Source organism: Pseudoalteromonas sp. MMG033 (assembly GCF_057197785.1).
The window spans coordinates 3307663-3327253 of record NZ_CM170070.1 but is presented as its reverse complement, the minus strand read 5'-3'; the positions used below and the strand labels follow the sequence as shown (position 1 = coordinate 3327253).

12 protein-coding genes are annotated in these 19591 nt (G+C 42.2%); 6 read left to right on the top strand and 6 right to left on the bottom strand.

Annotated features, from left to right (window positions below):
- Nucleotides 1-112 precede the first annotated feature (112 nt).
- The 4 genes from AC2CZC_RS14480 to AC2CZC_RS14465 form a co-directional block, all read right to left on the bottom strand.
- A complete protein-coding gene (locus AC2CZC_RS14480) occupies nucleotides 113-1561 on the bottom strand; it encodes a hypothetical protein (protein WP_484582318.1) in 1449 nt (482 codons plus the stop codon).
- A complete protein-coding gene (locus AC2CZC_RS14475) occupies nucleotides 1554-2336 on the bottom strand; it encodes a hypothetical protein (RefSeq protein WP_484582317.1) in 783 nt (260 codons plus the stop codon). The genes AC2CZC_RS14480 and AC2CZC_RS14475 overlap by 8 nt, the downstream gene beginning before the upstream one ends.
- Nucleotides 2337-2408: 72 nt before the next feature.
- Nucleotides 2409-3188 (bottom strand): Hint domain-containing protein, encoded by a 780-nt coding sequence (locus tag AC2CZC_RS14470; protein ID WP_484582316.1) that lies wholly within the window; start codon nucleotides 3186-3188, stop codon nucleotides 2409-2411.
- 38 nt (nucleotides 3189-3226) lie between these two features.
- The gene (locus AC2CZC_RS14465) at nucleotides 3227-4747 is read right to left on the bottom strand and encodes a S8 family peptidase (protein ID WP_484582315.1); all 1521 of its coding nucleotides are present in this window, start codon (nucleotides 4745-4747) and stop codon (nucleotides 3227-3229) included.
- A gap of 841 nt (nucleotides 4748-5588) precedes the next feature.
- On the opposite strand from AC2CZC_RS14465, the gene AC2CZC_RS14460 reads away from it, so the two are divergent.
- Entirely contained in the window at nucleotides 5589-7220 is a 1632-nt protein-coding gene (locus tag AC2CZC_RS14460) for a calcium-binding protein (protein ID WP_484582314.1), read from the top strand.
- Between the two features lie 72 nt (nucleotides 7221-7292).
- Here the strand turns inward: AC2CZC_RS14460 and AC2CZC_RS14455 are convergent, their stop codons facing one another.
- On the bottom strand, nucleotides 7293-7523 hold the full coding sequence (locus tag AC2CZC_RS14455) for a YkgJ family cysteine cluster protein (RefSeq protein ID WP_484582313.1): 231 nt from the start codon (nucleotides 7521-7523) through the stop codon (nucleotides 7293-7295).
- Between the two features lie 247 nt (nucleotides 7524-7770).
- Here AC2CZC_RS14455 and AC2CZC_RS14450 point away from each other — a divergent pair, with 247 nt between their 5' ends.
- The 4 genes from AC2CZC_RS14450 to AC2CZC_RS14435 all read left to right on the top strand — a co-directional run bounded on the left by AC2CZC_RS14450 (nucleotide 7771) and on the right by AC2CZC_RS14435 (nucleotide 15284).
- Complete coding sequence (locus AC2CZC_RS14450) at nucleotides 7771-8946, top strand: efflux RND transporter periplasmic adaptor subunit (protein ID WP_063362461.1); 1176 nt, start codon at nucleotides 7771-7773, stop codon at nucleotides 8944-8946.
- Nucleotides 8947-8952: 6 nt separating this feature from the next.
- On the top strand, nucleotides 8953-12102 hold the full coding sequence (locus AC2CZC_RS14445) for an efflux RND transporter permease subunit (protein WP_063362338.1): 3150 nt from the start codon (nucleotides 8953-8955) through the stop codon (nucleotides 12100-12102).
- A 174-nt stretch (nucleotides 12103-12276) separates the two neighbouring features.
- Nucleotides 12277-14661 carry a hypothetical protein gene (locus AC2CZC_RS14440; RefSeq protein WP_211036876.1) on the top strand — a complete coding sequence of 795 codons (2385 nt, stop codon included), beginning with the start codon at nucleotides 12277-12279 and terminating at the stop codon, nucleotides 14659-14661.
- Between the two features lie 185 nt (nucleotides 14662-14846).
- Nucleotides 14847-15284 (top strand): hypothetical protein, encoded by a 438-nt coding sequence (locus AC2CZC_RS14435; RefSeq protein ID WP_081216491.1) that lies wholly within the window; start codon nucleotides 14847-14849, stop codon nucleotides 15282-15284.
- A gap of 5 nt (nucleotides 15285-15289) precedes the next feature.
- Here AC2CZC_RS14435 and AC2CZC_RS14430 read toward each other — a convergent pair whose 3' ends face one another.
- Nucleotides 15290-17560 carry an acyl-CoA dehydrogenase gene (locus tag AC2CZC_RS14430; protein ID WP_484582312.1) on the bottom strand — a complete coding sequence of 757 codons (2271 nt, stop codon included), beginning with the start codon at nucleotides 17558-17560 and terminating at the stop codon, nucleotides 15290-15292.
- Nucleotides 17561-17760: 200 nt separating this feature from the next.
- On the opposite strand from AC2CZC_RS14430, the gene AC2CZC_RS14425 reads away from it, so the two are divergent.
- Nucleotides 17761-19575: a M2 family metallopeptidase gene (locus tag AC2CZC_RS14425; RefSeq protein WP_484582311.1), complete on the top strand. Its 1815-nt coding sequence runs from the start codon at nucleotides 17761-17763 to the stop codon at nucleotides 19573-19575.
- Nucleotides 19576-19591: the final 16 nt, after the last annotated feature.

The window sequence follows — 19591 nt, the reverse complement described above, 5'->3', positions numbered from 1 at the left end:
AGATGAATGTGCTCATACTTTGAACAAATGAATTTTTAGAGAGTAGGTAGTGTCAATTCCAATAACTAGCTGTGCGGGAGTAAAACACCACACAGCCATAAAATAACTAGATTTAGAGGGCCAAGTAACCTAGGGTATTTAGTTGATCTGCTCGGTATTTAAGAGGGTCTTGAATCCGACACATGTAATCGCCTTTCCACATAAATGCGCTAATACCATACACATACCAATAACCGTCTGCATCATTACACGTCTTTGGTAAGATCTGATCTTTTAAAAGCGCTGGCGCAAAACCGACTTGAAAGGTTTCATCGTATAGTTTCGCTTGTTCGTTTATTGCGTAAGATACCGCTACAGGTGTTGACCACGAAGATGACAACAATGCCCAATCCGCCGCATATTGCATACCAAATACATCAGATGTCATTTTCGGCGTACTATTTTGATTAAAGAAATTAGTGCGGCCGTAACCAAAGTTTACATACATGTCTATATGATCATGTCCTGAAAACTCGTTGCTAAAGTCTTTAAATACTTTTTGCCATCCGCTTTCACCTGTCGGCGAAACATCCGTATCTACATTCTCTGATGTATATGGCTGAACTCGAATACGATTAGGGTAATCAATCACATCTAACGCATCATCTTTGTTATCTGCATTGATAACCGCCGCTTGAAAACCAAGTACTCCTGGTGCTTCAAACATTGCATCATAATACGGCTTCATCGCCAAGAGCATGTTACTTGCAGCATAGTTTGACAGGTTACCTGAACACTCATTACGCTGCCATGCTTGCTTTACGTGATACCTGTTATAACCCCCAGAGAAATTAATATATTCAACTCCGTATTGCTCAATAACATCTTGTGTTAAAGAGTCCGCAGCCGTTTGCATATAAGACTTAAAGGTCTGACTGTCTTTGTTACACACAGCTTCTTGATGCTGAAGGTAAGGTAAGAATGTTGCGGTATCAATAACCACAAATTCAGCATTAGGGTTATGCTGAGTTAAGTATCCAAGCACTTTAGAACCATGGCTAAAGTGTGGCTCTTGCGTAGTATGATCTCGCGTATCACCCGGCGCTGCGCTGCCATATGCAACCGCTAAATTTCTCAGCCATGCTGACGGTAAAAATGCTGGCACTTGGGTCTCTGGATCTTTAAAGGTATCCAATTCTGTCAGTAACTTTTGACCAAGTTTAGAAATCGCCACCTCAGGATCGCCCTCAACAAACGTATTTGTTTGCGGGTCAAACTCTAAATGCGCTTTGATACGACTGCGATACCTTAATACTGTGTGCAAGTCCATCGCTGAGTCTAGTACTAAAATTGTTTGTCTTGGATCTGTACGATTTTGGTCAAATGCACCGTCACTAAACTTAACAATGCTGGTTTCACACATTGCATGAGGCGCTTCGCCTGCACACTGAATGCTTTCACTTTGGATCCAAGCGACGGTATCTGCAACATACTGATCGCTAGCAGCTTTTAGAGGATGTGCCTGAGCTGACATCGCCACAGCACTTGCGACCATGCTCAGTGCGATTGATAGTTTATCCATTGTTTGTTCCTTGCTTGTTAAATAGTTCTTGAACACGTGCAATTGATTCATCAATACTCGCATGTCTTACAAATACTGAACCAAATAAGTTTCCGTATATTTTGCGAATTTTATCATGTTGCGCATCAGAGTAACCCAATTCGTCCATCACGATTTGCGGGTTCTCTAATATTTGCGACTCCTCAAATGAGTTAAGTGAGGCAAATACAAGCTCTTCTAAGTCCAAGTCTTGTCTTTTCGAAAACGCCACATCTTGATTTGCCTGTTCATTTAATTTTTCTGCAAGCTGTGCTGTCGTTTCATACAAAGGGTAAGGCTCCCCTTGCTTTGCTAATTCATCCAATATTTTTATCGAGTACACTCTCGCCATAGCTTGATCTTCACCAAATTCAGCCATTGCGCCCTCTAAATCAACCAGCGTATTTTTTGCTAGCTCGATAACCGCTGGGTCATTCAATAATGCTTGTATTTCCGCTTTTACAAACCCTGATGAGTTAAATTTACCTACTGAGGCTTGCATACGATTGAAAGACACTAACATGCGCTCTTTCGTACTGACTTCACCTTGTTTAGGCAATGGGTGTAGCTGATCTATATCATCAGCAATTTTGTTGCTCAGTTGCTTTAACTCACTCACTTGTGAGATCTCAACTTGTTTTGGCTGTGTTTCCGTATTTTTTACTGTCGGTTGTGAATCATCATTTAGCCAATATGCACCTCCAAGTGCAATACCAAGCACCACCGCACCAGCGAGCGCTGACTTACCAATATTCATCCTTAAACTCCTCAAACAAATATAACACTAAAAGAACAAAGGGAAGCTAAGCTTCCCTTTGCGTACAGAGGATTACTGACGAACAATAACCTTACCTAAATCAGCAGCGAACTGGTTCTGCCAAGTTAAGTCACCAACAAACATACCGTTAGCTACGATGATGTGGTTAGTTGTTACGTCGCCTTGAGTTTCGAAGTTGTAAACGTCAAACTTAGTGTACTCACGCTCGATTGAAGCAACTTTAAGCTCAACACCTTCAGCGTTGTACATAGAGTGGCCAACTTTAACGTCTTTTGCAGCAACCATAGTACCGTCACCAATTAGCATACCGTGGTGCTGAGTTACTTTAAGCTCGTTACCATCTTCGAAAGTGAATACGTAAAGAGCCGGAGTTTCAGGACCTTTAGTACGTGCTTTCATTTCAAATACTTCAGTAGACATGTTGCTTAGTGTTGCATCATCATTAAGCGCAACTAGGCTGTCTTCAGTACCTAAGTCTTTCGCGCGAATGTCTTGGATTTTGCCATCTTTAAGTACACGGATTAGTGTATCTTGCTCAAAACAACCACACTTACAAACTGCTGCGATATTATGGCTGAAAAAATCAATTACAGGGTAGAAGCCATTTGCTTTACCCCAATCACCAGCGCGCTGAGTGATTTTACCATTTTGAACAGCCCAGTCGATACGCATATGACAAGCGCTTGTACCAATCGGTTGGTAAACACAACGGCCAGCAATACCAGCGTCTACTTCTGCGCGGTTAGAGTAAGTAGCTAAATCCATTTGTGCGCTTGCTTGAAAAGCCAAGAAACTTGCAAATAGGCTTAGTAGAAATGTAAAGACTTTCATTTATTTATTCCTTTATGTTTAAGTTTATGGTTAAAGAATTATTGATGGTTTGCTTTTAGAGTTACATTGTTGAACGCTGCATAACCATAAGCTGAGATGTACCATGTACCAGCTTTAGGGTTATTGATTACACAAGACTCATTTGATGTGTCTGGATTCTCAGATGCGCAATCACTATCAAACGCCCAAGGCTCTGCACCATGTTTGATATATAAATCCGCATCACCAGAACCGCCACTTAATGTCACTTTTAAGCTAGTAGCACCTGCAGGCACTTCATAAGTGAATGCTTTAGTCTCGTTTTTACCGCCACTGATGACTTTTTCAAAACCACCGTCATCACCGCCTGCTTCTACATAAACAAGCTTATTAGGTGAGCCTTTTACGTCACTGATTTTGTTCTCAGACGCACCGCTAGAAAGCGCAGCAGTTACTTGAGTAGGTGAACTAGTTGGATTTTTTTCAAGGAAAAGTGCAGCAACACCAGCTACGTGAGGAGCGGCCATTGACGTACCACTAATGGTTCTTGTCGCAGAGTCTGAGCCAATCCAAGCAGATTTGATTGATGAACCAGGACCAAATACATCGATACATTTACCCCAGTTTGAGAAACCAGAACGTGCATCTGAAGAGGTTGATGAAGCAACTGTAACAGCGGCTGGTGTGCTTGCTGGAGAGCGAGTACATGCATCAGAGTTTTCGTTACCAGCGGCAACAACAAATGAAATGCCTTTGTTTACAGCGCTTGTCACAGCGTTATTTACCGCTTGTGATTTACCACCGCCAAGACTCATATTTGCAACAGATGGACCATTTGCATTGTTAGCAACCCAATCGATACCAGCGATAACACCTGCATAAGTACCAGAACCGCTACAGTTAAGTACTCGTACACCCACAAGTTTTACATTCTTAGCAACACCATAAGTAGCACCACCGATTGTACCAGCAACGTGTGTTCCATGACCGTTACAGTCTGCTGAATTACCATCGTTATCTACAAAATCGTAACCATTAACTGAACGACCACCAAACTCGTTATGGCTGTTCTGAATACCTGTATCGATTACGTAAGCAGTTACACCAGTGCCTTTGTTTGGTGCTTCAAACTTATTGTTTAGAGGAAGGTCTCTTTGGTCAATACGGTCTAAGCCCCAAACAGGGTTATTCTGAAGTGCTGAAAAACCAGATTTAGATTTGATAGGCGCCACTGTCACTATCGCGTTTTGCTCTACAAAATCTACATCAGGGTGAGATAATAACTTAAGTAGCTGCTTTGCATCAGCATTTACAGCAACACCTGAAATACTACTAGAATATTGACGCGTAACTTCAATGCCAATTTCAGTAGCAAGTGTATTTGTTAATTGTGTCGTGAATTGCGCTTTTACTTCATTGTCTGCCGACGCAATGCCTTGAGGTACTTTGTACACTACGATGTAGCTATCTTCAATCGCTTGAGTACCTGCTGAATTACTATAAAACTCTGCTGCTTGCACTGAAACAGCCGATCCCGCTAGCAAACCCATTGCTATGGGGGTGAGTTTCCATTTGTTCATAAATTATCCTTATTATGCTTGTAAGTGTTTTTATATCGAAACATCTCTCTAAGTAAGTGCGACAAAACTACAGCAAACATCAGTCATACACCCACTTACTCCTCAATGGATGCATATTAATATTTACATACAAGGAACCAAAAATAAACACCCAATACATCAAATTACAACAATTAAATTACATTTTATTAATTTAAAAGGGAAAATTATTTGTATTTGGAACAGTGGTGAAGTGCTTATGCTCAATTTTAGTCTTCTTGAAAAAATGAATAATATACTAAAATACCAAGTACAATTTCTTACCTAATGAATTGTGAACACGGCTGTATAATTACGCCCATCACATTCATAATTCGCAAGATAAGATACGATAAATCAGATAAATACGTTTTTTAAAAATATAAAGTTAATTTGTACTCACTAACTTTATATAACTTTATTATACGGCAAAAAACCAAATAAACGCTTGATAACCCAAATTGAAAAGGCAGTTTTTGCAACAATAATAAAAGAGCAAATAGCAAGATATTGAAATCTGCAGAATGATTAGAAAAGATTTAGTGACAATAACAAAATAAAAACAACCATCATGTATAACTCATTCTCGAATAATTAATTTAACCTCCATGTATTGCAGCCTCTAAAAATGCATAAAAATCACCCACGAACAAGCAAATCAAAAAATTAACACCAAATACACAAGTAAGCTCACTTTACATACAACAATTCCATGTTGCTTGCACACTTTATTGCTAGCTTAATGTCCGTAAAAACCGATGCAAAATATCATCTTAAAGCTTCACTCAGTAATGATAAAATTTAGAATGTAAGGATCAACTTCATGCGCAAAAATTTATCAAAGTTAACCAAAATAACGACCTTCGTGACGTTATCTTTAGGTTTTCATGCGTCCAGTTACGCCTGCACAGGCCTGGACAACAGTATTAATGTAACAACCAATACCATACATAACGGTATGATGACCTACCTGTCATTCACACTTACTAATAATCAGCATACTTTGCATGCTTTAGGTGGTGATAGCTTCGTTAAAATGACATATGGCAACACCTGTGAAATGTTCGATATCAGTAATTACAATGGTGTGCAGGTCAATTTGAGTAATCATGGAAATACATACAATGGTCAAAGCCTGCATACCCACCAGCTTATCTATGGCGGCAATGGCGATGATGTCATTAGGACGGGCAACAAAGTCGATTATGTCTACTCAGGTGCTGGTAATGACCAGTTATTCACCTTTGGCGATACAGATATCGTAGATGCAGGCAATGGTATAGATTGTGCTGAAGTAGGTACGGCAGGCTCTATCCCTCAGCGCCCTGAAAATCATGAATTATCGAGCTGTGCTAATTTCTCGACCATCATAAGTAAAACACAAAGCTGTACTGGCGGCGGCGCCTTATTCACCGATTACTATGTCAATGGTGTTTGGGGAATTCAGTCAAAGATCAACAGTGTGAGCTACACCTTTGAGCAGTATGGTGAATTGGTTTTTGTTAATGCAAAGCTTGGCAACTCAACAGCCTGCTCAACACCTAATACCTCAAATATTGACCTTATTTTTGCCAAATTGAGTAGTGGTAACGATACCTTGAATGCCTCAGCAGTTACTTACAACATGACGGTATACGGCCTTGAAGGTAAAGATAATATAACTACTGGCAGCGGCCATGATTGGGTATTTGGAGGCAGTAATAAAGATACCATACGCGGCGGTGCGGGCAATGATTGGCTCATGGGCGACTCACGTATTGAAACAGATAAACGCGGTGTTGTATTTACGCTTCCTTTAGGCAGCTCGGCAACCGCGCAAGACAAAATATATGGACAAGATGGTCACGACGTGATTTTTGGTAATGGTCATTCCGATCACCTTGAAGGTGGTAATGGCGATGACCTCGTTTTTGGTAATGCCGGTGATAAAGACCGCTTACATGGTAACAGTGGCGACGATATCTTAGTGGACTCTGGTGGTAACAAGTGGAAAAAGCGCGCAAAATTGTGGGGCGGAAGCGGTAACGATATCGTGTTATGTGAGGATGGTGACTGCGAGCTCTTTGGTGGTGGTAGCGCAGACTTTGTCGCAAGTTTCTCGCAATATAATCACGATGTTGGATTATATGGTGGTGATGGCGGCGATACGCTTTACAACCGTGGCGACCAATACCCTGAAGGCTCCGGTGGTGGTGGTAACGACCGATGCCATGGTCCGTGCGACCTGATAAGATCAGCTGGCTCTGGTATTGGTGGTGATAGCATTGAAGCCGCAGCTTATTATGCTGCAGGCGCTATGACCGCTGTATATGAGGGCGCGATTGATATGCGCAGTTTCAGTGGCAATCACAGTGATTTTAGTAAGCGCATCGCTGATTTAGTTGACCAAGCAGCGCTCGATTACTGGCAAAATAATCGTCACCACTCAATCTATGTCATTGAAGGTAGGAAGTAACTAACAGCCTTAACTTGGTAGCCACCTTTGCGCTACCAAGTTAGTGTAAATGAAATAACAGTTAACGGGCATTTACGTCACCGCTTCTAAATAAATTAAGTTCTTCATTGCTTCTTCATTAGTACTACCGCAAGTTTCCCTATCGGCTTTAAAATCACTGCATACTTGGGGGCGCTCTGGCTCACCAAAGATAGAACATAAATTATTGTCGTTTAAGTACTCACAACGAATATTAGCAGCCTTTCCCAAAGAGCTAATACTTGGTGCTATACAGCATGCACCACAGCCTAATCTACAGTCCATAATCAGCACCTTTTCAATTCAAAAGTGCCATTATACCCGTTGTACTGCCATCTGTATGTCATTTACACAAAATATACACCGCTTTTTGCAATTGTAAAAATGTAACAGGGTACGCAATGCTTTGTTACATATTGAGCTGATATCAAAACACCTTGAAATATCTATTGGCGTATTATTGATGGTAATTGATACGAACTTGATTAATACAAGCGTATCCAAATTGTCAATTCAGGAAGGAATTAACATCGTGGCTAGTAAAAAACAAATTATATTACCGGGTGTCGTCTTACTTGGCGGTATCGCAAGTGCAATCGCATTTGCGTCGATGAAAACGCCACCCGCTGAAAAAGAAAAAAAAATCATACACCCATTGGTTGAGGTAGCGCCTGTACAGGTTGCGCCTCTGGAAATGTCTGTAAGTTCTTACGGCATAGTAAAACCTAAGTACAGTACAAAATTGGTCGCGCAAGTAAGCGGCCAAATTATTGACCTCTCAGAGCAGTTTGTTAAAGGCGGGTTTGTTAAAAAAGGCGAGGTGTTAGCACGCATTGACCCCAATGATTATGAAGCTGCATTGATTGACGCGCAAGCCACGCTTGCTCAAGCGAGTTCCGCACTTGAGATTGAACAAGCACAAGCACATGTTGCGAAGACAGAATGGGAGCGCATTAAAAGCAATGCAAGTTCTACTATCCCTTCTGAGCTGTATTTAAGAAAACCACAACTTGCAGAGAAACTGGCCAGATTTAAAGCGGCACAAGCAAGTGTAAAGCGTGCGAAAAGAAACTTAGAGCGTACATATGTAAAGGCACCTTATGATGCGATCATTGAAAGTCGAGCGCTCAGTTTAGGCAGCGTAGTTAACCTTGGAAGCTCCGTTGGTGTATTAAATGCGATTTCTGTGGCAGAGGTTCGTCTACCCGTCGCAGATAGCGATCTACAACACCTGAAAAACAACGGAATTGACGCCAGTGTCACCTTGATGGCCAAAGTCGCCGGCCAAGATGTTGCTTGGCAAGGTAAGATAGTCCGTAGCGAGGGCGTTATTGATAACCGCAGTCGTATGACCTATCTCGTTGCACAAGTTGAACGCCCTTATGATAACAATCAAGCACCGCTGCGCTTTGGCGCCTATTTGAACGCACAAATCAAAGGCAAGTTATTAAACAACGCAGTAGAGATCCCACACCATCTTGTACGTGATGGTAAAGTCGCTATCTTAAACAAAGATCGTACTCTTTCATTTAAAACTTTAAATGTCGTCAGAGAATACGATGGTTTGGTAGTTGCTAACCAAGGTCTTGAATCAGGACAGAAATTAATTACCACCTCTTTAGAATTCCCAACCGAAGGCATGCAGTTGAGCTTAGACGATGGCCAAGCTGCAACACCTTCTAATGCCCTTGCATTAAAAGAGGAGTAATAGCGTATGGAAAGCCAAGAAAAAGGCATTATTGCGTGGTTTGCACGCAATCCAGTTGCGGCAAACCTGCTGATGATTTTCATTCTCGTCGGCGGTCTGCTCACAGCATTCACAATGCAAAAACAATTGTTCCCACAAAATACTAACTACTGGTTGAGCATCCAAGCCATCTACCCCGGTGCTGCACCTCAAGAAGTCGAAGAAGGGATCACGATAAAAGTAGAAGAATCAATGGAAGGCCTTGAAGGTATAAAACGATTGATCACCTACTCCAACAGGGGCTACTCACAAACTTGGATTGAAGTCGAACATCAGTACGACCCCAAAGATGTACTCGATGAAGTCAAAATGCAGGTTGACTCTATTTCAACCTTCCCCGCTGACATGGAGCGCCCTGTCATTCGCAATGAAAAGAATGAACAGGAAGTCATGCTCCTGACATTAAACGGGGACATGAGCTTCGAAGATCTCAAGCACCTTGGTAACAATTTGCATGACGAAATGCTTGCTTTACCGGGCGTAAATTTAGTTACGTTCAATGGTGGCCTGAATTATGAAATTGGCATAGAAGTTAGTCCGGATAAACTACGTGAGTATGGTCTAACATTTAGAAATATCGCGGATGCAGTACGTAACTACTCTGCTAATATGTCCGCAGGTCAAATCCGCTCTGATAATGGCTACATTTCAATGCGAGTTGAAAACCAAGCTTATCGCGGTCATGATTTTGAACAGCTTCCTTTGATCACATTAGAAGATGGTGCTCAAATTCGGTTAGGTGATGTTGCCACTATCTCAGATGGCTTTGAAGAAGGTCTGATGTACTCACTCTATAACGGTAGAAATTCACTGATCTATGAAGTTCGTGCGTCAAAAGATCAAGATATCACCAATGTTGCAGGGATCATCAAAAATTACCTAAATGAGAAAGAGGGTCAATTACCACAGGGCGTGAAACTAGAACCATTTTTAGATTTCACTTACTACCTTGAAGGCCGCCTCAATATGATGATTGAAAACATGGTCATCGGTGGCGTACTCGTCATGCTGATGTTGGCGCTGTTTTTAAGAATTAGGTTAGCGTTTTGGGTCATGATGGGTTTACCAGTATCGTTTTTGGGCGCATTTTTACTCATGCCTGCTGGCTCTATCGACATCACCATTAATCTAGCCTCTCTATTTGCCTTTATACTGGTACTCGGTATTGTGGTAGACGATGCCATTGTCGTCGGCGAATCAGCACATGCTGAAATAGAGAAACACGGTCACAGTTTAGATAACGTTGTCCGTGGTGTAAAACGAGTTGCAGTCCCTGCGACATTTGGTGTACTCACCACCATCGCCGCGTTTTTCCCACAAACATTATCTACCGGCCCAGAAGCGGCATTTTCCAAAGCCATTGGCGGTGTTATCATTCTTTGCTTAATTTTCTCTTTGATTGAATCAAAGCTTATCTTGCCCGCGCACCTAGCGGCAATGAAAGACAAGCCAAGCAACCCTAACAACCCATTCCACCGCCTGCGTGAAGCGCTAGACAACGGTCTAAAAAACTTCATCGAAAACACCTATAGACCTTCTATTGAAAAGTGCATTCATTATCGCTATACGGTGATCGTTGGCTTTATTTGTATTCTTATTGTCAGCGCGGGATTATTCGCTGGCGGATTTATTAAGTTTGTTGCCAACCCTAAAATCCCTCATGATTTTCCGAGCATTCAGGTTGAAATGAACTTGTCTTCTTCAGAATCGGCAACACTCGAAACCATCAAAAAACTCGAAACTATGCTTAATAAAGTAGAGCAGCAAATTGAGCAAGACTACGATCAAGTTATGGTTAAAAACTTCGCTATCAATATGAATGGCAGAACCAACGCGACTATCCGCGCTGTGCTGGTTGAGCCTCATTTACGCCCAATTGATACATTTGAACTCAGTGCCATGTGGCGCGAAAATATGCCACCGCTACCTGGTGTAAAAACTTTAAATATTCAAGACAGTATTTCTGACGGCGGTCGAGATGATGGCGATATCAGCTTCCGACTTGAAGGCAAAGACAAAGACACCCTAAAAGAGGTGGCTGAAAGATTAAAAGATAAGCTCAGAACCATTGAAGGCGTTGGTGATGTTAACGACTCTATGCAATCTGCTACTGATGAAATCCAATTGGAGCTAAAACCACTTGCCTACAGCATGGGACTTACGCTTGCTGACATTGCTTCGCAAGTAAACTTTAGTTATTACGGTATTGAAGCTCAGCGGATATTAAGAAATGGTGAAGAAATTAAAGTCATGATCCGTTACCCTGAAGCGCAGCGAGATGCCATCAGCGATATTCAAGACGTGCGTATTATCTCACCTGCTGGCGCAGAGATCCCCTTGATTGAAGTGGCTGACATCAAGCAAGTAGAAGGTGTAAGCCGTATACGTCGTGAAAACTCCAAGCGTACTGTCAGTGTGTGGGCATCCATAGATACTGACAAAGCCGAACCCTTTAAGATTGCAGAACAGATCAGTGAAGAATACCTACCTAGTTTATTAGAGAGCTACCCTGGGGTTTCAAGCAGTATTGCTGGTCGTATTCAAGAGGAAATGGACAGCGTTGCAGAGCAGTTTAGAGACTTCGCCATCTCTATGATGATCATATTCGCACTACTGGCAATCCCTCTGCGCTCTTATTCTCAGCCATTATTGATAATGTCGGTTATCCCATTTGGCGTGGTTGGAGCTGTATTTGGTCACCTAGTGTTGGGTATGACGATGAGCGGTTTGTCTATGTTTGGTATTATTGCTGTGGCTGGCGTTGTTGTGAATGACTCGCTGGTAATGGTCGATTTTGTCAATAAAGCCCGAGAGCAAGGTATGAGTATAAAAGAAGCTGTTGTTGAGGCTGGTTGTCGCCGCTTCAGGGCAATCCTTTTGACTTCTCTAACAACATTTATTGGTCTTGTGCCCATTATTATGGAAACCAGTTTACAAGCACAGATTGTCATCCCGATGGCTGTATCGTTGGCATTTGGCGTTCTATTTGCCACTGTCATCACATTACTGCTAATCCCATGTCAATACGTTATGTTAGAGGATATTAAACAACTCTCAAGAAAGGTACTACGCCGACAAAAAACCGAACAGCCTCAAGTTCCCTCTAACGTCAACTAACAGAAATACTTCACCTCCTGAAAGAGCCCAGCATAAAGCTGGGCTCATACACTTAATTACAAATACTATACAATCGCCAACCTTGATGTTCAGTTTTCATTCAATTAAATCCAACTATCTTTCATGTGGTTAAAAATAAACCACTACAAAAACAGCATATATTAAGGATTAAAAATGCGAAAACTACTCATAGCTCCACTAATCACATTACTCACAGCCTGCGGAGGCGGAAGTGACAATGATAGTTCAAATAGTACACTGACCCCTCGAGCAGACCAAAGTCAAAATCAACCTGTCAGTGAGAATAGCGCACCTACCGCTTTTATCACGGGTGAAACCATTGCGTTGTCCAAAGAAACCATAACGCTATCGACCCAGTTTGTTGATGCAGAGAGTGATGACTTAACAGTCAACTGGAAAAGCTCTCTAGCCGATGTTACGTTTAAGCAAAACTCACTCTCTGAGACAATCGTTTCCTTTCCTGCTGTGACTGAGAAAAAAAGCATAGTAATAACCTGTGAAGTATCAGACGGAGTCAATCAACCGGTAAGTAAAAACTTTAACATCACCCTTTACCCTGAAAGTATCGGGGCACACATCCAAATGGCTGATGAATATAAGTTTGAAGGCGGTAGTAATGTCAGCATCAATGTGCCCTTCGAAACAACATCCACGATTAAGTCGGTAACTTGGGACATTGAAGGCTTTGATCCTGACTATCAAGATGTGACTGAAGGCTTAGCAGATACACATGGCGACTCCTCGCTTAACCTTCAACTTCCCGCAGTCACCGAAGTCATAGAGTTCTTCGTGACCATCATTATCGAAACAAATAATGGTGCACACAAACAAACGGCAAAAATAAAAATTTCTCCAGCTGATGGGCCTGTCTTAAATGTTTCTCTTGCAAAAGGGTATGCAGTTTCTTCAACAGCACATTTGAGCATCGTGCCGACAATTGCAAATTCTGATGATATTATTGGTTATGCGTGGAGCTGGGCCCCTGACCCACAACCTACAAAGCCTTCATCTACAAAACGTGTTTATCAATTTTACGCACCGAATGTTGAGCAAGAAACTGACTTTGACGTGTCACTAGAAGTCACGATGAAAGGTAACATTACAAAAACAGCAACCACAAAAGTTAAAGTATCACCTATACCTGCTGATAATAAGCTTTCACTCTCTAGCTCTCACGCCCTTGCCGCTGCTGGTCAAACCGTAATTATTAAAAGTAACCTAGAAGATACCTCTGAGGTAGAGTCTGTAACTTGGGATATTGACGGTGGCTTTGATAAAAGCTTGCTAGTAGAAGCGCCCAATCAGCTTACAATAGAATTGCCAGAACCTGACGACCTTAAAAAGATTCATCATGTGCATTACGAAGTTAAATATAACACTGGCGTTACCAAAACCGCTAAGATCCCTCTAGTGTATCTCAGTACATCAGCTACGAGAGGAGAGATCCAACTCAAAGACAAATATCAAGAATTTGAGATCTACCCACAAAAAGAAGTCACAGCCAATTACACATTAGCCAGCAGTGTTAAGTTAGACAGTGTACGAGTAGTTGCGGCATTTGGCACATATACTTATGACAAGCTTGAATCTGAAAATCATGATAATAATCTCGCAATTACATTACTAGACAATGAAGTACCTTTAGCTGGTCGACGATTTTTCAAGGTCATTGCTAAGGCAGGATTAGCTGAAAAAGAATTTAATATCACGGCATGGGCATACGACTCTTTATTGCGAGCCTATTCTGGCATAGATGAAGTATTTATCACCGGTGACCGCATTTCTGTCTTCGGGCAATTGATCCATACTGACGGCAAAAGCGAGTATGCCCCAAACTGGTCTTCTGACACGGCAAGGTTTACATTTGAAAACCCACAAACGCTGGCAAACGAAGCAAACATTAATGAGCCTTTTCGTCCAAAAGCTGATACCGTCAAACTGAGATTAGTAAGCCAAGATGACAACAATAAAGCCACCTCTAGCGAGCTTCAAATCCGCTTCGTAGACAACATAACAATCGAAGGAGAGAAGTACAATTGCGAGGTGAAAGATCGTGTTTTGCAAAAATGTGTCAGTGAAAATGACCAATTGCTTTTTGAAAACCAGCCAGAGCAGTTAAAACAAGTAGTCGCTAGAGGAAACTATGTCTGCTTACTAGGCTATGATGGCAAAGTTCAATGTGATGGTGAAACCGAAAATCCTGTACTGGACGTGCCTAATTTAGAAAATATAGTTAGACTCAATACAGTCGGATTAGAAACCGTCTGTGGGCAAAGACAAGATGCAAGCTGGCAATGCTGGGGAACGCGTGCCACAAAGATTGAGAACTTGCTCGAACAGCCTGGCCAAGTACATCAGATTTTAAACCTAAATGAGCAAACTTGCCTAGTCCGAGACGGGAAGATGCAATGCTATCAAGATGAGAAAAAAACCTATGAAAGTGCGGGTAAATTTGTATCAACTCTACTCGAAAAAGACGGCCAAATTTGTTACAAGCCTAAAAGCTCATACTCCATAAGCTGCCCCATCAATAACTAAACTGTCTCACTCACCTCAGTCAGCTCTGAGGTGAGTGCAGGGTCATGCTTAATGACAAAAAACTATAAAAGTCCATCCCTTTATACTAAGTCGAAATTATAAACCAATCGAATTTCACTAGTCACCTTTACAAATGCCAAGAATAAAGACACACTAGAGTCAGTGTTTCGTTATTCTCTCGTATTATGAAATTATCTGCTTTACTTATCTTTGCTCTTTCGTTTTTGATAACAGCCTGTGACAATGAAGAGGCTGGTCGAGGTGACAAAGATACACCCGGTTATACCGCAACCATGTATTTTGACGCACTTTACAATAAAAAGGATATGAAAACGGCTCTAGACCTTGCCACACCTCGACTTGCGAGGATCATGCGCTCGTACGGCACGCCCTCACAATTCACTAGAAACCTAGTCAACATGCAATTCGACCATGTCACAATTGAGCTAGATATGACAAATAAGAGTTTGCGAGAGCAATATGGTAAAAATGCCAAAGTAAACCTTATTTTTACGGGACAATTGCACGGTGATCAAGTAGACGACATGCGCAGTGTGCAAATGGTTAAACGCAAGGGAAGCTGGTATGTAGATAAAATTAACCCAGACCCTTACGCACGATAAGATAATTAAGAGGCGCTCGAGACATCAACACTGAGCGCTTCATCACATACCTGTAACCACTCCTCTAGCAATTGCTTGTCCCCTTCAGAAATAATTCCAGCTTCACACGCTGCAACCAATTGCTCAGGCATAGATTTATCATACAGTTTTGCAGTCTGCTTTTTTTGCCACCTTAAAAAGTCGTGATACGCTGAAGTCACTTTTTTTGACAAACTCAGTGCTGACTCCAGCTTTTCCAATCCAAGCATGTTTGTACTGGGGCATAATGCGCTGATCCGCATCCGCGTAGTGTGGTTTTCATACACGCTTGCACATAACGCTTTAACCTGTTCATCAGACATCTCTCGAGAGCGAGTGCCAAAAGGGAAAAATATGCGCTTAGCGATGCTTCGAAGTCCCCTAGGTAAAAAGTTATCAATAAAGCTTTTCATCGCACTGCTATAGCTTGATAAATGATGAGACATCGCAACGTGAAGTAGCGGCAAATCACCACACTGATGCCCATCATCTTCAAACTTTTTCAATACACAAGATGCCAAATACAAATGACTTAGCATGTCCCCTAACCGAGCTGACTGCATTTCGCGATATTTGAGCTTTCCACCGAGCCTCAACATGGCAATGTCACTTAGCGATGACAATACTTGGCTATACCAAGTGAGTTTTTGATAGTAACGCGCCACATCACCACTTACAGGGCTACGTACAAAGCGCCCCACAGTTAGACCGTTTAACAGAGCTTTCACTGCATTTTTACCTGAATGCGCAATGTGCTCGACAAGTAATTTATCGAAAACCTTCAGCCCCTGCTCTGGATCTTTCATTTGCGCAGCTTCCATTTCTTGTAAAATAAAAGGATGGCAGCGACTTGCCCCTTGACCAAAAATCATCAAATTTCGTGTGAGTATATTGGCACCTTCTACAGTGATGCTAATTGGCATGCCTGCATAGTGATTGGCTAAGTAATTTAATGGGCCTTTTTGTATTGCTTTACCACCATGAATATCCATCGCATCATTGATGACCACCCTAGCTTGTTCTGTTAAATGATATTTAGCAATAGCTGTTATCACCGATGGCTTTTTCTTCAAATCCACCGCAAGCGCCGTATTCTCTCTTGCAGCTTCAATACTATAAGTTAACCCATAAATTCGAGCTGCTGTACTTTGAACACCTTCAAAATGACCTATCGGCTGCTTAAACTGATAACGTAGCTGGCTGTAAGCAGAAGTCGATTTTGCACATAACTGCGCAGTGCCTGCGCTCAAAGCAGGTAGTGAAATTCCCCGTCCAGCACTTAGGCAAGAAACGAGCATTCGCCACCCTTTCCCTACACCACTCTCCCCACCAATGACCCAATCAAGTGGGATAAAAACCTGCTTCCCAGAAGTTGTGCCATTCATAAACGCTAAGCCCATTGGATCATGGCGTTCTCCTTGTTTAACCCCATCATGTGAAGTTGGGATAAGCGCACAGGTAATACCACGCTCAACTTCATCGCCTAGCAGTTTATCTGGGTCGTATACTTTAAACGCCAAGCCCAGCACATCAGCCACAGGGGCAAGCGTGATATATCGCTTCGACCAAGTCACTTTTAAACCCAATACTTTTTCACCTTCATACACTTGGCGACACACGGTGGCATGATCTGTGATCCCTCCAGCGTCAGAACCAGCATGCAACGACGTCAATGCAAAGCAAGGTAATACTTCACCACTGGCCAATTTTGGTAACCATTGCGCCTGCTGTCCCTGTGTGCCAAAGTGCAGTAGTAATTCCGCAGGACCTAAGCTATTTGGCACCATCACGGTCACTGCAGCAGACAAACTACGCGTTGCGATCGTAGATACAATGACAGAATTAGCTTGTGCACTAAACTCCTTACCGCCAAAGCTTTTAGGAATAATCATTGAGAAAAAGCCTTTTTCACGCAGAAATTGCCAAATTTCCTTAGACAAATCACCTCGTGCCGTTATCTCAGTCTCATCAAGCATGGTCATTAATTCAGCTAACTCGTTATTTACAAAAGCTTGTTCTTCGTCTGATAAGCGAGGCTTGCCAGATTTGAGCCACATCCCCCAATCTGGCTTACCACTAAATAAACTGGCGTCCCACCACGTGTCTCCCGCTTTCATTGCTTCTCTCTCAGTGTCTGAGAGTTCAGGCAAAGCGCGTTTAAAGTAATTAAATGTCGGTTTTGAAATCCATTTTAGGCGTATATCTTTGACCGAAAATATAACCCAAACTGCAATAATTAATAATAAAATTAGCCACATGAGCGTTGTTCCCCAACTAAGTATCAAGATAAGTATGGATGAAAAACACACTAACTCAATAATTCACTCGCTTTGTTGATCTAGGAATAAATTTAACTACTTCGCTAAATATTTTAACGTCAAGTGTGACTGCAGATAATTGAGCACATTAGCAGACGCTGCTATCATCACCCCTCTCTATAACAAAAAGTGAAAACACAATGTCAGCAAAATTTAAACTCAGCCTAAGCGCAATCTTTGTCGCTGGGGCACTCTCACTGAGTGGCTGTAATTCAACAACAACGACTGAAAAGCTAACAGAAAAAGACGCTGAGGTATTTCTTGCAGAAGCTGAAAAGCAACTTCAAGATTTATCTGTAAGAAGTGGCAGAGCAGCATGGATCTACGCTAATTTTATTACTGAAGATACTGCCGCGCTATCAGCAGAAGTTGGCAGGGAATACACAGCTGCACTGGTTGCGCTTGCCAACGAAGCGGCTAAATTTGATGACCTAGAGTTAAATTACGACAACCGTCGAAAGCTTGATAAATTAAAGCTTAACTTAACACTTCCTGCGCCAAAAGATCCGCAAAAAACAGCAGAGCTTGCAAAGTTATCAGCCGAACTTGATGGCATCTACGGTAAAGGTAAGTACTGTAATAACGGTACTTGCATGAGCCTAGGTGATATGACAGCTAAAATGGCCACCAGCCGAAATTACGAAGAGTTGCTAGATATCTGGCAAGGCTGGCGCGAAGTATCAAAACCAATGCGTCCGCTTTACAAAGACCTTGTGTCATTAGCAAACGAAGGTGCTAATGAGTTAGGTTATGCTGACACTGGTGCAATGTGGCGAAGCAAATACGACATGCCAGCAGATGATTTTGCAAAGGAACTCGACCGTATTTGGGGTCAAGTTAAGCCGCTTTATAACTCTCTACATTGCCACGTGCGCGCAAAACTTGGCGAAAAATACGGTGAAGACAAAGTACCGCAAGATCAGCCTATTCCTGCGCACCTGTTAGGTAATATGTGGGCGCAGACTTGGGGTAACGTTTATGACTTAGTTGCGCCAGAAAACGCCGATCCAGGTTATGACTTGACCAAACTACTTGTAGAAAACGACTACGATGCGATTAAAATGACCAAAGGTGCTGAAAAGTTCTTTACTTCTATGGGCTTTGAACCATTGCCAGAGACTTTTTGGACACGTTCACTATTCTTAAAGCCGCAAGATCGTGATGTTCAATGTCACGCATCAGCTTGGAATTTGGATAATAAAGATGACCTGCGCATCAAAATGTGTATTCAGCAAACCGGTGAAGAGTTCTCTGTTATTCACCATGAGTTAGGCCATAACTTCTATCAGCGCGCATATAACAAGCTGCCTCTTTACTATCAAGAAAGTGCTAATGATGGTTTCCACGAAGCCATTGGTGACACCATCGCGCTATCAGTGACGCCAGGTTACCTGAAAGAAATCGGTCTACTTGAACAAGTACCTGATGAATCGAAAGACATTGGCCTATTGATGAAAATGGCGATGGATAAAGTCGCGTTCATTCCATTTGGTCTGCTCGTCGACCAGTGGCGCTGGAAAGTATACTCTGGTGAAATCAGCCCAGAGCAATACAACCAAGCTTGGTGGGAATTACGTGAAAAATACCAAGGTGTTAAAGCGCCGGTAACACGTACCGAGAACGACTTTGACCCAGGTGCAAAATATCACGTACCTGGCAATGTGCCATACACTCGCTATTTCTTAGCACATATCTTGCAGTTTGAATTCCACAAGTCTCTGTGTGAAATTGCTGGTAGCAAAGAAGCAATCCATCGCTGCTCTGTATACAACTCTAAAGAAGCTGGTGAGCGCTTGAATACCATGCTTGAAATGGGTAGCAGCCGCCCTTGGCAAGAAGCCCTAGAAACAGTAACAGGTAATCAGCAAATGGATGCGACTGCAATTTTAGACTACTTCGCACCATTACAAGCTTACCTTGACGAGCAAAACAAAGGCCGTCAGTGTGGCTGGTAATAATTAACTAAAATTC

What these genes read in the sequence shown, in the direction of transcription:
- AC2CZC_RS14480 (WP_484582318.1), bottom strand. Translation starts at nt 1,561, where the DNA reads ATGGATAAACTATCAATCGCACTGAGCATGGTCGCAAGTGCTGTGGCG.
- AC2CZC_RS14475 (WP_484582317.1), bottom strand. Translation starts at nt 2,336, where the DNA reads ATGAATATTGGTAAGTCAGCGCTCGCTGGTGCGGTGGTGCTTGGTATT.
- AC2CZC_RS14470 (WP_484582316.1), bottom strand. Translation starts at nt 3,188, where the DNA reads ATGAAAGTCTTTACATTTCTACTAAGCCTATTTGCAAGTTTCTTGGCT.
- AC2CZC_RS14465 (WP_484582315.1), bottom strand. Translation starts at nt 4,747, where the DNA reads ATGAACAAATGGAAACTCACCCCCATAGCAATGGGTTTGCTAGCGGGA.
- AC2CZC_RS14460 (WP_484582314.1), top strand. Translation starts at nt 5,589, where the DNA reads ATGCGCAAAAATTTATCAAAGTTAACCAAAATAACGACCTTCGTGACG.
- AC2CZC_RS14455 (WP_484582313.1), bottom strand. Translation starts at nt 7,523, where the DNA reads ATGGACTGTAGATTAGGCTGTGGTGCATGCTGTATAGCACCAAGTATT.
- AC2CZC_RS14445 (WP_063362338.1), top strand. Translation starts at nt 8,953, where the DNA reads ATGGAAAGCCAAGAAAAAGGCATTATTGCGTGGTTTGCACGCAATCCA.
- AC2CZC_RS14440 (WP_211036876.1), top strand. Translation starts at nt 12,277, where the DNA reads ATGCGAAAACTACTCATAGCTCCACTAATCACATTACTCACAGCCTGC.
- AC2CZC_RS14435 (WP_081216491.1), top strand. Translation starts at nt 14,847, where the DNA reads ATGAAATTATCTGCTTTACTTATCTTTGCTCTTTCGTTTTTGATAACA.
- AC2CZC_RS14430 (WP_484582312.1), bottom strand. Translation starts at nt 17,560, where the DNA reads ATGTGGCTAATTTTATTATTAATTATTGCAGTTTGGGTTATATTTTCG.
- AC2CZC_RS14425 (WP_484582311.1), top strand. Translation starts at nt 17,761, where the DNA reads ATGTCAGCAAAATTTAAACTCAGCCTAAGCGCAATCTTTGTCGCTGGG.